The 14,010-nt window shown below is 41.5% G+C and carries 26 protein-coding genes and 1 pseudogene; all 27 read right to left on the reverse strand.

Annotated elements, in window-relative coordinates:
- Positions 1-18: 18 nt before the first annotated feature.
- Positions 19-1,032, reverse strand: coding sequence for a DNA-directed RNA polymerase subunit alpha (locus tag ACFIMX_RS06350; RefSeq protein ID WP_375639904.1), 1,014 nt, complete (start codon positions 1,030-1,032; stop codon positions 19-21).
- Between the two features lie 94 nt (positions 1,033-1,126).
- Positions 1,127-1,516, reverse strand: a complete 390-nt coding sequence (rpsK, locus tag ACFIMX_RS06355) for a 30S ribosomal protein S11 (protein ID WP_007347762.1) — start codon at positions 1,514-1,516, stop codon at positions 1,127-1,129.
- 114 nt (positions 1,517-1,630) lie between these two features.
- On the reverse strand, positions 1,631-1,999 hold the full coding sequence (rpsM, locus tag ACFIMX_RS06360) for a 30S ribosomal protein S13 (protein WP_375639906.1): 369 nt from the start codon (positions 1,997-1,999) through the stop codon (positions 1,631-1,633).
- Between the two features lie 180 nt (positions 2,000-2,179).
- Positions 2,180-2,758 (reverse strand): adenylate kinase, encoded by a 579-nt coding sequence (locus ACFIMX_RS06365; protein WP_375694195.1) that lies wholly within the window; start codon positions 2,756-2,758, stop codon positions 2,180-2,182.
- On the reverse strand, positions 2,755-4,101 hold the full coding sequence (gene secY / locus ACFIMX_RS06370) for a preprotein translocase subunit SecY (RefSeq protein WP_375694196.1): 1,347 nt from the start codon (positions 4,099-4,101) through the stop codon (positions 2,755-2,757). Before secY ends, ACFIMX_RS06365 begins: the two co-directional genes overlap by 4 nt.
- Before the next feature lie 161 nt (positions 4,102-4,262).
- On the reverse strand, positions 4,263-4,730 hold the full coding sequence (rplO, locus tag ACFIMX_RS06375; RefSeq protein ID WP_375639910.1) for a 50S ribosomal protein L15: 468 nt from the start codon (positions 4,728-4,730) through the stop codon (positions 4,263-4,265).
- A gap of 20 nt (positions 4,731-4,750) precedes the next feature.
- Positions 4,751-4,957 (reverse strand): 50S ribosomal protein L30, encoded by a 207-nt coding sequence (gene rpmD, locus ACFIMX_RS06380; RefSeq protein WP_375611481.1) that lies wholly within the window; start codon positions 4,955-4,957, stop codon positions 4,751-4,753.
- A 31-nt stretch (positions 4,958-4,988) separates the two neighbouring features.
- Entirely contained in the window at positions 4,989-5,537 is a 549-nt protein-coding gene (rpsE, locus tag ACFIMX_RS06385; RefSeq protein ID WP_375617727.1) for a 30S ribosomal protein S5, read from the reverse strand.
- Between the two features lie 111 nt (positions 5,538-5,648).
- Positions 5,649-6,011 (reverse strand): 50S ribosomal protein L18, encoded by a 363-nt coding sequence (gene rplR, locus ACFIMX_RS06390; RefSeq protein WP_273791414.1) that lies wholly within the window; start codon positions 6,009-6,011, stop codon positions 5,649-5,651.
- Between the two features lie 12 nt (positions 6,012-6,023).
- The gene (rplF, locus tag ACFIMX_RS06395; RefSeq protein WP_375617726.1) at positions 6,024-6,557 is read right to left on the reverse strand and encodes a 50S ribosomal protein L6; all 534 of its coding nucleotides are present in this window, start codon (positions 6,555-6,557) and stop codon (positions 6,024-6,026) included.
- A gap of 39 nt (positions 6,558-6,596) precedes the next feature.
- A complete protein-coding gene (gene rpsH / locus ACFIMX_RS06400; protein ID WP_375613142.1) occupies positions 6,597-6,995 on the reverse strand; it encodes a 30S ribosomal protein S8 in 399 nt (132 codons plus the stop codon).
- A 14-nt stretch (positions 6,996-7,009) separates the two neighbouring features.
- Entirely contained in the window at positions 7,010-7,315 is a 306-nt protein-coding gene (gene rpsN / locus ACFIMX_RS06405; protein WP_375617724.1) for a 30S ribosomal protein S14, read from the reverse strand.
- A gap of 24 nt (positions 7,316-7,339) precedes the next feature.
- Positions 7,340-7,897: a 50S ribosomal protein L5 gene (gene rplE, locus ACFIMX_RS06410; RefSeq protein WP_375617723.1), complete on the reverse strand. Its 558-nt coding sequence runs from the start codon at positions 7,895-7,897 to the stop codon at positions 7,340-7,342.
- The gene (rplX, locus tag ACFIMX_RS06415) at positions 7,890-8,204 is read right to left on the reverse strand and encodes a 50S ribosomal protein L24 (protein WP_375639911.1); all 315 of its coding nucleotides are present in this window, start codon (positions 8,202-8,204) and stop codon (positions 7,890-7,892) included. Before rplX ends, rplE begins: the two co-directional genes overlap by 8 nt.
- Positions 8,205-8,216: 12 nt before the next feature.
- Positions 8,217-8,585 carry a 50S ribosomal protein L14 gene (gene rplN / locus ACFIMX_RS06420; protein WP_004855715.1) on the reverse strand — a complete coding sequence of 123 codons (369 nt, stop codon included), beginning with the start codon at positions 8,583-8,585 and terminating at the stop codon, positions 8,217-8,219.
- A 144-nt stretch (positions 8,586-8,729) separates the two neighbouring features.
- Positions 8,730-8,969 carry a 30S ribosomal protein S17 gene (gene rpsQ, locus ACFIMX_RS06425; RefSeq protein WP_375617721.1) on the reverse strand — a complete coding sequence of 80 codons (240 nt, stop codon included), beginning with the start codon at positions 8,967-8,969 and terminating at the stop codon, positions 8,730-8,732.
- An 11-nt stretch (positions 8,970-8,980) separates the two neighbouring features.
- On the reverse strand, positions 8,981-9,181 hold the full coding sequence (gene rpmC, locus ACFIMX_RS06430) for a 50S ribosomal protein L29 (RefSeq protein WP_375606714.1): 201 nt from the start codon (positions 9,179-9,181) through the stop codon (positions 8,981-8,983).
- A gap of 12 nt (positions 9,182-9,193) precedes the next feature.
- Positions 9,194-9,607, reverse strand: a complete 414-nt coding sequence (gene rplP / locus ACFIMX_RS06435; RefSeq protein WP_375694197.1) for a 50S ribosomal protein L16 — start codon at positions 9,605-9,607, stop codon at positions 9,194-9,196.
- Between the two features lie 36 nt (positions 9,608-9,643).
- Positions 9,644-10,354, reverse strand: coding sequence for a 30S ribosomal protein S3 (gene rpsC / locus ACFIMX_RS06440; protein ID WP_273791408.1), 711 nt, complete (start codon positions 10,352-10,354; stop codon positions 9,644-9,646).
- Positions 10,354-10,743, reverse strand: a complete 390-nt coding sequence (gene rplV, locus ACFIMX_RS06445) for a 50S ribosomal protein L22 (RefSeq protein WP_273791407.1) — start codon at positions 10,741-10,743, stop codon at positions 10,354-10,356. Before rplV ends, rpsC begins: the two co-directional genes overlap by 1 nt.
- A 2-nt stretch (positions 10,744-10,745) precedes the next feature.
- On the reverse strand, positions 10,746-11,024 hold the full coding sequence (gene rpsS / locus ACFIMX_RS06450; RefSeq protein WP_375617719.1) for a 30S ribosomal protein S19: 279 nt from the start codon (positions 11,022-11,024) through the stop codon (positions 10,746-10,748).
- Between the two features lie 15 nt (positions 11,025-11,039).
- On the reverse strand, positions 11,040-11,873 hold the full coding sequence (gene rplB, locus ACFIMX_RS06455) for a 50S ribosomal protein L2 (protein ID WP_375617718.1): 834 nt from the start codon (positions 11,871-11,873) through the stop codon (positions 11,040-11,042).
- Positions 11,874-11,893: 20 nt separating this feature from the next.
- On the reverse strand, positions 11,894-12,187 hold the full coding sequence (locus ACFIMX_RS06460; protein ID WP_273723987.1) for a 50S ribosomal protein L23: 294 nt from the start codon (positions 12,185-12,187) through the stop codon (positions 11,894-11,896).
- Positions 12,184-12,804, reverse strand: a complete 621-nt coding sequence (gene rplD, locus ACFIMX_RS06465) for a 50S ribosomal protein L4 (protein WP_375617717.1) — start codon at positions 12,802-12,804, stop codon at positions 12,184-12,186. The genes ACFIMX_RS06460 and rplD overlap by 4 nt, the downstream gene beginning before the upstream one ends.
- Positions 12,805-12,806: 2 nt before the next feature.
- Positions 12,807-13,544: a 50S ribosomal protein L3 gene (gene rplC / locus ACFIMX_RS06470; protein ID WP_375639913.1), complete on the reverse strand. Its 738-nt coding sequence runs from the start codon at positions 13,542-13,544 to the stop codon at positions 12,807-12,809.
- 27 nt (positions 13,545-13,571) lie between these two features.
- Entirely contained in the window at positions 13,572-13,880 is a 309-nt protein-coding gene (gene rpsJ, locus ACFIMX_RS06475; RefSeq protein ID WP_005773267.1) for a 30S ribosomal protein S10, read from the reverse strand.
- Between the two features lie 61 nt (positions 13,881-13,941).
- A pseudogene (locus tag ACFIMX_RS06480) lies at positions 13,942-14,010 on the reverse strand (elongation factor Tu); the annotation flags it as partial.

Genomic DNA, 14,010 nt, shown 5'->3' on the forward strand with positions numbered 1-14,010 from the left:
TCTCCTTAAATTCTAATTTTAATATTGATCTTCATAACGTTTTGCAAGATCATCAATGTTTTCAGGCGGCCACGCAGGAATCTCCATCCCAAGATGTAAACCCATACACGCCAAAACTTCTTTAATCTCATTCAACGATTTGCGACCAAAGTTCGGTGTCCGAAGCATTTCAGATTCTGTTTTCTGAATCAGATCACCAATATAGACAATATTATCATTCTTAAGACAATTTGCCGAACGAACTGAAAGTTCTAATTCATCCACTTTTTTGAGAAGAGCAGGATTAAAAGAAAGCTCAGAATCAGCCTCTTCAACAGGCTCCTTCTGTGGCTCTTCAAAGTTAATAAATAACGATAATTGATCCTGAAGAATGCGTGCTGCAAAAGCAACAGCATCCTCACCATTAACAGCACCGTTTGTTTCAATCGTGAGCGTTAATTTATCATAATCGAGAACTTGACCTTCGCGTGTATTTTCTACTTTATAAGATACCTTACGGATCGGTGAATAAAGACTATCAATTGGAATAAGCCCTATACGTGCATCATCAACACAATTACGATCAGATGGAACATACCCCTTTCCTGTGTTGATAATAAATTCCATACGAATTTCAGCTTCTTCATCAAGAGTACAAATAACATGATCTGGATTTAGAATTTCCATATCCCCAACTGTACTGATATCTCCCGCTTTCACGACACCAGGCCCCTCTTTATAAACGACGACACGTTTAGGACCTTCTTCTTCCATACGAAGCGCAATTTCTTTTATATTCAGAATAATATCCGTAACATCCTCACGCACACCTGGAATCGATGAAAATTCATGCAAGACACCGTCAATCTGCACAGCAGTAATAGCAGCACCACGAAGCGAAGATAACAAAACGCGACGAAGCGCATTTCCTAACGTTAAACCAAAACCACGCTCAAGAGGTTCAGCAATCACACTTATAATATTTGGATTATCATGTGCACATGATTCAACCTTATTGGGTTTAATAAGTTCCTGCCAGTTTTTCTGGATCATATTTTTATTCCCGTTCTTTAGTTCCGTTACCATTCAATCGTAACGACCAATGTGAACATCAGAGAAATCTCCGACAACAAAAAACAACACCCAATTAAACACGCCGCCTTTTCCGCGGACGACATCCATTATGAGGAATTGGTGTTACATCGCGAATAGAAGTAATGACAAAACCAACAGATTGCAATGCTCGTAGAGCAGATTCACGCCCTGATCCAGGTCCACAAACTTCAACTTCCAAAGAACGCATACCATGCTCTTGCGCTTTTCTTGCACAATCCTCCGCAGCAACTTGAGCAGCAAAAGGTGTCGATTTACGCGCACCTTTAAACCCCTGAGCTCCCGCAGATGACCAAGCAATTGCATTACCCTGAGCATCAGTAATAGTAATCATTGTGTTATTAAATGTTGAATTAATATGAACAACACCCGATGAAATATTTTTACGTTCGCGACGACGAACACGTGTGGCTTCCTTGGCCATAATTTCCCTTTCAACGATCTCATCACTGCCGTAACATCAGCAGCTCCACCTTCTTTTCCTTGTCAAACAAATCAAACAAGAAAAAGAATATATAAAAACCTTCCACAAAGGCCATTATTTCTTCTTACCGGCGATTGCCTTAGCCGGACCTTTACGCGTACGAGCATTCGTATGTGTACGTTGTCCTCGGACAGGCAAAGACCGGCGATGACGCAATCCTCGATAACAACCAAGATCCATCAAACGCTTAACATTCATAGCAACCTCACGACGAAGATCACCTTCAACTTGATACCCCTGATCTATTGCCTCACGAATCCGCAGCACCTCAGCATCTGAAAGCTCATGCACACGACGCCCCAAAGGAATGCCAACTCTTTCAATAATTTCTTGAGCAAATTTTGGTCCAATCCCGTGGATATATTGAAGCGCAATAATTACACGCTTATTTGTCGGGATATTGACGCCAGCAATACGAGCCACGCCTACTCTCCTTAGTTATTTTGACAAATTGTTATAAAATACCTGATATACCTTACAGAAAAAAATAGACTCAGAAAAAAATTCTTCCGAATCCTCTTATTTCACTAAAATAAATTAAATTCACTCTTGATAGATTTCATCTCAAAAGTCAACTCTTTTCATTTATTTCTAAAAAAAATCTCATGAAAGAAACCCTCTAATCATACGTGTCACTTCAGCAACACCAATCATTCCATCAATGACCTTCAACATTCCCCTCTCTGAATAAAATTTTGATAAGGGAGCTGTTTTTTCACGATATTCTATTAATCTTTTTGCAAAAGCAACAGGATTGTCATCTAAACGAACCTGTCCACCAGTCGCTATTGTTTCTTCAACGCGCTTCTTCATACGTTCAATCAACACGTCTTCATCAACACACAACTCAATAACAGCATTAAGCTGCGTATTTTTTGAATCCAGTATCTGTTGCAACGCTTCTGCCTGCCCTACAGTTCGCGGATATCCATCCAAAACAAAACCGTTTACACAATCAGCTTCATCAATCCGATCTGATACGATTTGATTAACAATACTATCAGGTACCAAAGCACCAGAACTTATAATAGCTTTAGCTTTTTTACCAATCTCCGTTTCTTTGGCAATCACCTCACGCAACATATCCCCTGTTGATAAATGAGGAATGCTATATTCCTCAGTCAACATTTTTGCTTGCGTACCTTTTCCCGCTCCAGGAGGACCTAAAAGAATAACTCTCATCGATTCCTTCTACCTCCACGAAGTTTTGATTTTTTTATCAACCCTTCATATTGGTGGGCAACAAGATGCCCCTGAATTTGAGCAACCGTATCAAGTGTAACAGTAACAACAATCAACAAGGATGTTCCCCCAAGATAAAAAGGAACCTGTAATGCAGATATCATAAATTCAGGTAACAAACAAACCAAGATAATATAAAGTGCGCCCACAACAGTAATACGCGTCAAAACGTAATCAATATATTCGGCTGTACGCTCACCTGGACGAATCCCTGGAATAAAACCAGAATGTTTTTTCAACTGATCTGCAGTATCACTTGGATTAAACACAATAGCTGTATAAAAAAAGCAAAAAAACGCCATTAAAAATGCATAAACAATCATATAAAGTGGCTGTCCATGACCAAGAGCATAAGAAATCTCCTGAACCCATTGTGGCATTTTATCAGAAAAATTATTAATAGTGGCAGGTAATAATAATAAAGATGAAGCAAAAATAGGTGGAATAACACCAGCAGTATTCAACTTTAAAGGAAGATGCGACATATCTCCTTGAAACATTTGATTACCGACCTGACGTTTCGGGTATTGGATAAGAATTCGCCGTTGCGCACGCTCTATAAAAACAATAAACCCAATAACCAAAACAGCAATAAGAACGATTCCTATTAAAAGAAAAGTTGATAAATCAGCCTGACTATGAGCTGTCAAAAGCTGAGCAAAAGTAGAAGGAAAGTTAGCTACAATCCCTGTAAAAATGATAAGAGAAACCCCATTACCAATACCACGTGACGTAATTTGCTCGCCAAGCCACATAAGAAACATCGTTCCGCCAACAAGCGTAATAACAGAAGAAATACGAAACATAAGACCTGGTTCTAAAACAATTTGAAGCCCCGACCCTATACCGCTTTCAAGCGCAACCGCAATACCAAAAGCTTGTAGGATTGCCAATACGACTGTTACATAACGCGTATATTGATTGATAATCTTACGACCTAAATCCCCTTCTTTTTTAAGAGTTTCCAAAGAAGGAATAATAGATGTTAACAATTGCACAATAATAGATGCCGATATATAAGGCATGATACCCAGCGCAAAAATAGCCATACGCCCAACGGCACCTCCAGCAAACATATTAAAGAGTCCTAATACACCCGACGCGTGATGTTCAAATGTTTGCCGCAAAGCATCGATATTGATACCTGGAAGAGAGATGTAAGTGCCAAAACGATATACAAGAAGCGCCAACAGAGTAAACCAGATACGTTTCTTTAATTCAGTTGCACGCGAAAAGGTGCCGAAGTTTATATTGGAAGCAAATTGCTCTGCTGCTGATGCCATAAAACGTCTCCACTTTACACTCCAGTTCTTTAAATCACAGAAGTATAATCCTAAAATTCATATATGCATACATAAACAAATGCAGAACTTAAACAATTCTCCACAAAAGATCCCACAAAACAGATATCATTCTTCTTTAGGTCTCTATTCATATTAAAAAATTATCGAGCAATATCAGGAAGAATAACCTGACCACCCACTTTTTCAATCTTAACACGAGCAGCTTGTGAAACACCAGAAACATGAAAGGTAATCTTAGTTTTCAAATCACCAGCAGAAAGAAGACGAACCCCATCTTTTTCACGACGAATAATACCAGCCTCTTTCAAAGAAACCATATCAACAGGCTTTTCAATATTCAACTTACCTGCATCAACTGCCAACTGAATACGTCCTAGTGAAACTTCATTGTAGGTTTTAGCAAAGAAATTCCTAAATCCACGTTTTGGCAAACGACGATAGATAGGCATTTGCCCACCTTCAAAACCATTAAGGGAAACACCAGAACGTGACTTTTGCCCTTTTACACCACGACCACCAGTCTTACCCATACCGGAACCAATACCACGCCCAACACGCTTACGATTTTTTGTTGCGCCTTCGCAATCACGCAGTTCATTGAGTTTCATATCTAATACTCCCGCAACCCTTAACCTTCATCTATAACGCGAACAAGATGCCGAACCCGAGCAATCATACCCCGCACACAAAGTGTATCATCTAAAACGCGCCGACGACGCATTTTATTTAGTCCAAGCCCCTTTAAGGTTGCACGCTGAATCTGTGAGTTTCGAATAGGGCTTCCAATTTGTTCCACAGTCACAGTTTTACCACTCTGAGATTTTTTCTGAACCATTTCCTAATTCCTTTTCTGATAATCTCAGAAACTACCCTTCTAGGTCGACTAAATGGCGACGACGCGCCTGCAAAGTCGAATACTTTATACCACGTTGAGCAGCAATATCTCTAGGATGCACTTGATGTTTCAATGCATCAAATGTTGCACGAACCATGTTATAAGGATTCGACGATCCTAGTGATTTTGCAACGACATCCTGCATACCAAGAGCTTCAAAAATAGCACGCATCGGTCCCCCAGCAATAATACCAGTACCAGCAGAAGCCGAACGTAGCAAAACACGCCCAGCTCCGTGACGACCTTCAAGATCATGATGCAATGTACGCCCAGACCGAAGCGGAACATAAATCATCCCACGTTTTGCAGATTCCGTTGCTTTACGAACGGCTTCTGGAACTTCACGGGCTTTACCATGTCCAAAACCCACACGCCCTTTTTGATCTCCAACGACAACAAGAGCGGCAAAACCAAAACGCCGACCACCCTTTACAACTTTAGCAACACGATTGATATGAACGAGCCTATCGACAAATTCATTATCGCGTTCTTCTCTCTCACCACGTTCTTTTTGTGCCATTCCTCATTCCTTTTTCTTTTCCGGAAGCACGATAACAAAGTCCCTCATCAAACTGGAAGAACTTAAACGAAATACTCTAAACTCTCCTTACTCATTCACAAATAAGAAATTTTAGAAATTCAAACCACCTTCACGAGCAGCTTCAGCTAAAGCTTTGACGCGACCATGGTACACATACGCTCCACGATCAAAAACCACCTCATTAACACCCGCTTTCTTCGCACGCTCAGCAATTAACTTACCAACAGCAAAGGCCGCCTTTTTATCAGCACCACTCTTTAACGATTTTTTCAAATCACTTTCAAGAGTAGAGGCTGAAACAAGTGTACATCCCCGCAAATCATCGATAACTTGAGCATAAATATTCTGATTTGAACGATAAACACTAAGCCGAGGACGATCATGAGAAACCATTTTAATTCTACGACGAACACGCCTTGCACGACGTTGGATAATGTCCTTAGATGAAACCATAATACAAAATCCTTATTTCTTTTTACCTTCTTTACGGAAGATACGTTCATCTGCATGCTTAACACCTTTACCTTTATAAGGCTCAGGCCTACGATACTCACGAATCTCCGCTGCAACTTGTCCAACTTGCTGTTTATCAATTCCAGAAACAACAATTTCCGTTGGCTTAGGAACAGTCACAGTAACACCCGACGGAACTTTATAAACCACATCATGCGAAAAACCCAGAGATAGTTGAACATCCTTACCCTGCAAAGCAGCACGATAACCAACCCCATTAATCTCCAACCTCTTTTCAAAACCATCTTTCACACCACAAAAAATGTTCTCAATCATTGAGCGCGACATACCCCATTTAGAACGCGCATCTTTTGACTGATCCCGCGGCATAACTGATATGATATTGTCCTCAAGTTTGACTAAGACTTCATCATTGACGACGTAACTCAGCTCACCTTTTGGACCTTTTGCCTTAACCAGCTGACCTTCAACAGTAGCAGTAACTCCAGAAGGAATTGAAATGGGTTTCTTTCCAATACGAGACATTGTTCTAACCTACTTTTTCTTCCGTTTTCTTGACATAACTTAGAAAACACGACAAAGGAGTTCTCCACCAACATTCTGTTCACGCGCCTCATGATCTGCCATGACGCCTTTAGGAGTCGATAAAATCGAAATACCAAGGCCATTTGCCACCTGAGGAAGTGACTTAGCAGAAACATACACACGACGCCCTGGCTTTGATACACGTGAAATCTCACGAATAGCAGCCAGCCCTTCAAAATACTTCAATTCGATTTCAATTTCAGCTTTTCCATCACCTAAATCAATTCGATTATATCCGCGAATATAACCTTCCGACTGAAGAACATCAAGAACGTGTGCACGAAGCTTCGAAGCTGGAGTAACTACTTTACCTTTTTTACGACCAAGTGCATTACGAATACGTGTTAACATATCACCAAGAGGATCTGACATAGACATTAAATAATCTCCTCTTACCAACTAGACTTTACAATACCAGGAATATAGCCAATAGAGCCAAGCTCACGCAACGCAATTCGCGACATTTTTAATTTACGATAATAAGCCCGCGGACGACCTGAAACCTCACAGCGATTACGAATACGAACTTTCGAAGAATTACGCGGCAACTCTGCCAACTGAACAGAAGCTTTAAAACGTTCTTCAAGAGAAACCTTCTGATCCATAACTATTGCTTTCAAACGTGCACGACGAGCAGCATAGCACTTTACCATCAACTCACGACGCTTATTTTTTTCAACGGCACTTACTTTGGCCATAATTTCACCTCACTACGCTTGCCGTTACGAACGAAAAGGAAAATTAAAAGCACGCAATAACTCACGAGCTTCATCATCCGTTTTTGCTGTCGTACAAACAATAATATCCATGCCCCAAATTTGATCAACTTTATCATAGTTGATTTCTGGAAACACAATGTGTTCTTTAATACCCATAGCAAAATTGCCACGACCATCAAAACTCTTTGGATTTAAACCACGAAAGTCACGAACCCGCGGAAGAGCAATCGTCACAAGACGATCTAAAAACTCAAACATACGATCTTTACGCAATGTAACTTTAGCCCCAAGAGGCATTCCTTCACGAACCTTAAAGGTCGCAATAGAATTACGCGCACGCGTAACAACAGCCTTCTGACCCGTTATTAGCCCTAAATCCTCAGCAGCAAGGGAAGGTTTCTTGGAATCAGCAGTTGCTTCACCTATCCCCATATTTATTACAACTTTATCAATCCGCGGAATTTGCATTGCATTTCTGTAATTAAACCTCTCTTGAAGCACTTTACGAATCACTTCAAAATAATGCGCTTTCATACGCGGTATTTGTCTTTCCTCAGCCATTAATCAACTCTCCCGAACGCTTGGCAAAACGAACCTTATTACCATCTGCATTCACACGAAAGCCTACACGTGTAGGCCTACCATCTTTAGGATCAGCAATCGCCAAATTAGACAGATGAATCGGAGCTTCTTTAGAAATAATTCCAGCTTCTTGCTTCTGCGTTTGACGTTGATGACGTTTAATCATATTAATCCCACGAACAAAAGCCTTATTCTCTTTTGGACTAACCCTAATTACTTCACCACTACATCCTTTATCCTTACCGGACAAAACAACAACTTTATCACCTTTTCGAATCTTCTGCATAACATTTACTCCTTACAGAACTTCAGGAGCAAGCGAGATGATCTTCATATGATTCCTACCACGCAATTCACGGGGAACAGGTCCAAAGATACGAGTACCGATCGGCTCTTTTTTATTATCCACCAAAACCGCAGCATTACTATCAAAACGAATGACACTACCATCTGCGCGACGAATATCCTTAGCAGTACGAACCACAACAGCTTTCATAACATCACCTTTTTTAACACGTCCACGAGGAATTGCATCCTTAACCGAAACAACAATAATGTCACCGACCGAAGCATATTTCCGCTTTGAACCGCCTAACACTTTGATGCACATGACACGACGCGCTCCAGAATTATCAGCAACGTCGAGGTTTGTTTGCATCTGAATCATGACTGGCCACCTTCTCTTAATACATATATCCGATTGTACCTTTTACACACTCGGATTTGCCTGCCAAATAACGATAAAGTTATCGCCTTCAAATTTATCAATGATAACCACACTGTTAAATTCTAAAACAATAAGCTTAACTCATTACGCTACATTGTCTTTTACAACAATCCAACATTTATCTTTCGAAATTGGTCTAGATTCTTGAATAGAAACTTGATCCCCAATCTTAAATTGGTTGTTTTCGTCATGCGCTTTATAATTTTTAGACTGCCGAACAGTCTTCTTAAGAAGCGGATGAGAATAACGGCGTTCAACTTTGACAACAACAGTCTTATCATTTTTGTCGCTAATAACAACACCCTGCAAAACGCGTTTAGGCATCTCTTATTTCCTTAAACCTTACTTTCACTTATCTTTTGACGAAGAAAAGTTTTAATACGCGCAATATCACGACGAACTTGTCTAACGCGCGCAGTCTTTTCTAATTGACCTGTTGCTTTTTGAAAACGCAAATTAAATTGCTCTTTCTTTAACTTAGCCAATTCATCTTTCATTTGGTCGAGCGTTTGCGCCCGTAATTCTGTGGCTCTCATCGCTTAACCTCACTATTCAGCAATACGCTGGATGAAATGCGTTTTTATAGGCAACTTTGCAGCACCCAATCTTAGTGCTTCACGTGCAACATCCTCCGGAACTCCATCAAGCTCAAACATGACGCGCCCAGGAGCAACACGTGCAGCCCAATAATCAACACTTCCCTTACCTTTACCCATACGAACTTCAGTCGGTTTAGATGTAACCGGAAGATCTGGAAAAATACGAATCCACACACGACCAGAACGCTTCATATAACGTGTAATCGCACGACGGGCCGCTTCAATTTGACGAGCAGTGACCCGCTCCGGCTCAACAGCCTTCAAACCGTAGGCACCGAAATTCAAATCCGTACCACCCTTCGCAAAACCGTGAATACGGCCTTTGAACTGTTTACGGAACTTTGTGCGCTTTGGCTGCAACATTGTTCTCTACTCCAAATTTTAGTTCAATCTCAAAAACTAAGCATTTTCGCGGCGACGATTCGATGAAGAACCAGATTGATCAGCTTCCGTAGCACGACGTTCTGAAGCCATCGGATCATGCTCAAGAATCTCACCCTTAAAGACCCAAACTTTAATACCACAAATACCATAAGCAGTCTTAGCTTCTGCTGTACCGTAATCAACATCAGAACGCAAGGTATGAAGTGGAACACGACCTTCACGATACCATTCCATACGAGCAATTTCAGCACCACCAAGACGGCCAGAACAATTGATACGAATACCTTCCGCACCAAGACGCATAGCAGACTGAACAGCACGCTTCATTGCACGACGAAAAGCAACACGACGCTCTAACTGTTGAGCAATTGATTGCGCAATAATTGTCGCATCAATCTCCGGTTTACGAATCTCCACAATATTCAATGAAGTTTCAGCATCCGTCATTTCTGATAGCTTACGACGAAGCTTTTCGATATCAGCACCCTTTTTACCAATAATCAAACCAGGACGTGCAGAATGAATCGTAATACGACACTTTTTATGAGGACGCTCAATAACAACCTTAGAAATAGCTGCCTGTTTAAGCTCCTCAAGCACATATGAACGAATTTTCAAATCTTCATGAAGAAGGCGCCCATATTCACCACTATCAGCATACCAACGAGAGTCCCAAGTCCGATTAACACCAAGACGAAGTCCTATTGGATTGATCTTCTGCCCCATTACGCGGCCTCCACTTTTTCGGTAACTTCACGAACAATAACAGTAAGATGCGAAAATGGACGTTCAATTCTACTAGCACGCCCTCGACCACGAACATGAAAGCGCTTCATCACTATCGACTTACCAACATAAGCTTCCGCCACAACAAGCGAATCAATATCAAGATCGTGGTTATTTTCTGCATTTGCAATTGCTGATTCAAGCGTTTTTTTCACAGTAGCAGCAATACGCTTGCGTGAAAACATCAAATCAGCGAGCGCTACATTAACTCTTTTACCACGAATCATTGCAGCAACTAAATTAAGCTTCTGCGGACTAACACGAATTGTCCGCGTGACAGCTCTTGCTTCATTATCTTTAAGCTGGCGCGAAACTTTAGCTTTTCCCATTCCTACTTCCTCTTCGCTTTCTTATCGGCACCATGACCATAATAAGTTCGGGTAGGAGCGAACTCACCAAACTTATGCCCAACCATCTCTTCAGAAACAGAAACAGGAATATGCTTATTACCGTTGTAAACACCAAAAGTTAAACCAACAAATTGCGGTAAAATAGTAGAGCGACGACTCCATATTTTTATAACTTCGTTGCGCCCACTTGAACGTACCTTCTCTGCTTTACCAAGAAGATAGCCGTCAACAAACGGACCTTTCCACACTGAACGAACCACCTCAGACTACCTTTCTCATTTCTTGCGTTGATGACGCGTACGCATAATAAATTTATCAGTAGCTTTATTGGAGCGCGTACGCTTACCTTTCGTAGGTTTACCCCAAGGAGATACTGGATGGCGCCCCCCCGATGTACGACCTTCACCGCCACCGTGTGGATGATCAACGGGGTTCATAGCAACACCACGAACATGTGGACGCTTACCACGCCAACGTGACCGACCTGCTTTACCATCATTAATATTCCCATGATCAGGATTTGAAACAGCGCCAACAGTTGCAAAACAGCTACTCGGAACCAAACGCTGCTCACCAGAATTTAAACGAAGAATAGCCATGCCATGATCTCGTCCAACCAACTGCGCATAAGCACCTGCTGAACGTGCAATCTGCCCTCCTTTTCCTGGCTTCATCTCAACATTATGAATAATTGTACCTACAGGCATATTAGCAAGAGGCATAGCATTACCTGGTTTAACATCCACATTTAAACCAGCCATAACAGAATCACCGACACCAAGACGCTGTGGTGCAAGAATATAACTCAATTGCCCATCCTCATAGCGGATTAAAGCAATAAAAGCGGTACGATTAGGATCGTATTCTAAACGCTCAACCTTTGCTGAAACATCACGTTTAAGACGCTTAAAGTCGACAAACCGATAACTACGTTTATGTCCACCACCCTGAAAACGAGCAGTAACACGACCGCGATTATTACGTCCCCCCTTTGAAGACAAACCTTCTGTTAACATCTTTACAGGTTTTCCCTTATAAAGACAAGAACGTTCCACAATAACAAGCTGACGCTGCCCAGGTGTCATTGGATTAAATTGCTTAAGTGCCATTATTCCTATCTCCGAGCCTCTTAAAGACCTGTCGAAACGTCGATAGTCTGACCACTGGCCAGAGTTACGATCGCTTTTTTGACATCACTCTGCCGACCAACTATACCTTTGAAACGCTTCACTTTACCCTTACGGACTATCGTGTTAACTGCTTTAACTTTTACGCTAAAAAGCGCTTCAATAGCAGCCTTAATCTCAGGCTTCGTCGCTTTCGGCGCGACATTAAAAGCAACTTGATTATACTCAGAAATCATAGTCGCCTTTTCAGTAATAACTGGACTAATAATTATATCATAATGGCGAAGATCTGTCATTTAAAACGCTCCTCAAGAGCCTCAATAGCTGCTTTTGATAAAACAAGTTTGCTGCGACGCAAAATATCATAAACATTAATTCCCTGAATAGGCAAAATGTCAATATTAGGGATATTAGAGGCTGCACGAAAAAAGTTAATATCAATCTCTTTACCACCAATCAAGAGAGCGTTATTAAATCCAAGCTTAGAAAAATGAGAAACAAGCATTTTCGTTTTAGCATCCTTAACAGTCAACTCATCCACAACAATTAAATCTTTTGCTTTTAATTTTGCAGATAAAGCAAGACGTAACCCAAGAGCACGAATCTTTTTAGGAAGATCATGCGCATGGCTACGAACCACCGGTCCATGTGCCTTACCCCCACCTCTAAACTGCGGTGCACGTGCAGATGAATGTCGAGCACGCCCAGTTCCTTTCTGTTTAAACATTTTTGCCCCTGTTCGCGACACATCAGAACGACCTTGGGATTGATGACTTCCCTGCTGACGACGTGCAAGCTGCCAACGAACAACACGTTGCAAAATATCCTCACGCGGTACAAGATCAAAAATAGCTTCAGAAACCTTTAATTTGCCAGCTTCATTACCATCAAGAGTTTTAATTACAAGATCCATTATTAGGCTCCCTCAACTTCAGAGGTTTCCGTCACCGGAATAACCATTTCCGCTTTCTCCTTCACAAGACGGCGAATACCAGCAGGCTTTGGAGCATTATCAGGAAGACGCTTCTTCACAGCATCCCGTATCAAAATCCAAGAACCTTTAGAACCAGAAACAGCACCACGCACTAAAATTAAACCACGCTCACTATCAGTGGAAATAACTTCAATATTCTGTGTTGTTACACGCACTTGCCCCATATGGCCAGCCATTTTTTTGCCTTTAAAAACTTTACCAGGATCTTGGCACTGCCCTGTAGAACCATGAGCACGATGTGTGATCGAATTACCATGGGAAGCACGATGCCCACCAAAGTTATGTCGTTTCATAACACCAGCAAACCCCTTACCAATACTGGTACCAGTCACATCAACTCTTTGTCCTGGAACAAAATGTTCCACTGTAATCTCAGTACCAACATCAAGAAGATTGTCGGGACTCACACGAAACTCTGCTATTTTGGCTTTAGGCTCAACAGAAGCCTTAGCAAAATGTCCACGAAGAGCTTGTGAAGTATTCTTAACCTTAGCAAAGCCTACACCTAATTGAACAGCAGTATAACCATTCTTTTCAACTGTACGCTGAGCAATGACTTGACAATTCTCCAAACGAAGTACCGTCACCGGCACATGCTCACCAGCATCATTATAAATACGGGTCATGCCCAGCTTCTGTGCTATTACACCTGAACGCATCGGGTCTGTTCCTTCTGTCCTCAAACCTCAGAGCTTAATTTCTACATCCACACCAGCAGAAAGATCGAGCTTCATAAGCGCATCCACTGTTTGCGGCGTTGGATCAACAATGTCAAGAAGACGCTTATGTGTTCGCATCTCAAACTGCTCACGACTTTTCTTATCGATATGCGGTCCACGATTGACCGTAAACTTCTCAATCCGCGTCGGAAGCGGAATGGGACCACGGACATTTGCACCGGTACGTTTAGCAGTCGATACGATCTCACGCGTCGACGTATCAAGAATTCTATGATCAAACGCTTTCAAGCGAATGCGAATATTCTGACTGTTCATGCTCTTTATTTCCCTGTTATACAAAGTGCCTTCAATAATCAAAGCACTCAACAAGCATTATTTATTCAATGATCTTAGAGACGATACCGGCACCAACAGTACGACCACCTTCACGAATAGCAAAACGAAG

The sequence above is a fragment of the Bartonella sp. AD24XZML genome (assembly GCF_042196485.1).
Taxonomy (GTDB): Bacteria; Pseudomonadota; Alphaproteobacteria; order Rhizobiales; family Rhizobiaceae; genus Bartonella.

What these genes read in the sequence shown, in the direction of transcription:
- rpsH (WP_375613142.1), bottom strand. Translation starts at nt 6,995, where the DNA reads ATGTCTATGTCAGATCCTCTTGGTGATATGTTAACACGTATTCGTAAT.
- rplV (WP_273791407.1), bottom strand. Translation starts at nt 10,743, where the DNA reads ATGGGAAAAGCTAAAGTTTCGCGCCAGCTTAAAGATAATGAAGCAAGA.
- rplP (WP_375694197.1), bottom strand. Translation starts at nt 9,607, where the DNA reads ATGTTGCAGCCAAAGCGCACAAAGTTCCGTAAACAGTTCAAAGGCCGT.
- rplO (WP_375639910.1), bottom strand. Translation starts at nt 4,730, where the DNA reads ATGAAACTCAATGAACTGCGTGATTGCGAAGGCGCAACAAAAAATCGT.
- rpmD (WP_375611481.1), bottom strand. Translation starts at nt 4,957, where the DNA reads ATGGTTCAGAAAAAATCTCAGAGTGGTAAAACTGTGACTGTGGAACAA.
- rplF (WP_375617726.1), bottom strand. Translation starts at nt 6,557, where the DNA reads ATGTCTCGTATTGGAAAGAAACCCATTTCAATTCCTTCTGGAGTTACT.
- rplE (WP_375617723.1), bottom strand. Translation starts at nt 7,897, where the DNA reads ATGGCTGAGGAAAGACAAATACCGCGTATGAAAGCGCATTATTTTGAA.
- rpsK (WP_007347762.1), bottom strand. Translation starts at nt 1,516, where the DNA reads ATGGCCAAGGAAGCCACACGTGTTCGTCGTCGCGAACGTAAAAATATT.
- rplR (WP_273791414.1), bottom strand. Translation starts at nt 6,011, where the DNA reads ATGGTTTCATCTAAGGACATTATCCAACGTCGTGCAAGGCGTGTTCGT.
- ACFIMX_RS06365 (WP_375694195.1), bottom strand. Translation starts at nt 2,758, where the DNA reads ATGAGAGTTATTCTTTTAGGTCCTCCTGGAGCGGGAAAAGGTACGCAA.
- rplC (WP_375639913.1), bottom strand. Translation starts at nt 13,544, where the DNA reads ATGCGTTCAGGTGTAATAGCACAGAAGCTGGGCATGACCCGTATTTAT.
- rplX (WP_375639911.1), bottom strand. Translation starts at nt 8,204, where the DNA reads ATGCAGAAGATTCGAAAAGGTGATAAAGTTGTTGTTTTGTCCGGTAAG.
- ACFIMX_RS06460 (WP_273723987.1), bottom strand. Translation starts at nt 12,187, where the DNA reads ATGACAGATCTTCGCCATTATGATATAATTATTAGTCCAGTTATTACT.
- rpsQ (WP_375617721.1), bottom strand. Translation starts at nt 8,969, where the DNA reads ATGCCTAAACGCGTTTTGCAGGGTGTTGTTATTAGCGACAAAAATGAT.
- rplD (WP_375617717.1), bottom strand. Translation starts at nt 12,804, where the DNA reads ATGGATCTTGTAATTAAAACTCTTGATGGTAATGAAGCTGGCAAATTA.
- rpsE (WP_375617727.1), bottom strand. Translation starts at nt 5,537, where the DNA reads ATGGCACAAAAAGAACGTGGTGAGAGAGAAGAACGCGATAATGAATTT.
- rplN (WP_004855715.1), bottom strand. Translation starts at nt 8,585, where the DNA reads ATGATTCAGATGCAAACAAACCTCGACGTTGCTGATAATTCTGGAGCG.
- rpmC (WP_375606714.1), bottom strand. Translation starts at nt 9,181, where the DNA reads ATGAGAGCCACAGAATTACGGGCGCAAACGCTCGACCAAATGAAAGAT.
- rpsN (WP_375617724.1), bottom strand. Translation starts at nt 7,315, where the DNA reads ATGGCCAAAGTAAGTGCCGTTGAAAAAAATAAGCGTCGTGAGTTGATG.
- rplB (WP_375617718.1), bottom strand. Translation starts at nt 11,873, where the DNA reads ATGGCACTTAAGCAATTTAATCCAATGACACCTGGGCAGCGTCAGCTT.
- secY (WP_375694196.1), bottom strand. Translation starts at nt 4,101, where the DNA reads ATGGCATCAGCAGCAGAGCAATTTGCTTCCAATATAAACTTCGGCACC.
- ACFIMX_RS06350 (WP_375639904.1), bottom strand. Translation starts at nt 1,032, where the DNA reads ATGATCCAGAAAAACTGGCAGGAACTTATTAAACCCAATAAGGTTGAA.
- rpsC (WP_273791408.1), bottom strand. Translation starts at nt 10,354, where the DNA reads ATGGGGCAGAAGATCAATCCAATAGGACTTCGTCTTGGTGTTAATCGG.
- rpsJ (WP_005773267.1), bottom strand. Translation starts at nt 13,880, where the DNA reads ATGAACAGTCAGAATATTCGCATTCGCTTGAAAGCGTTTGATCATAGA.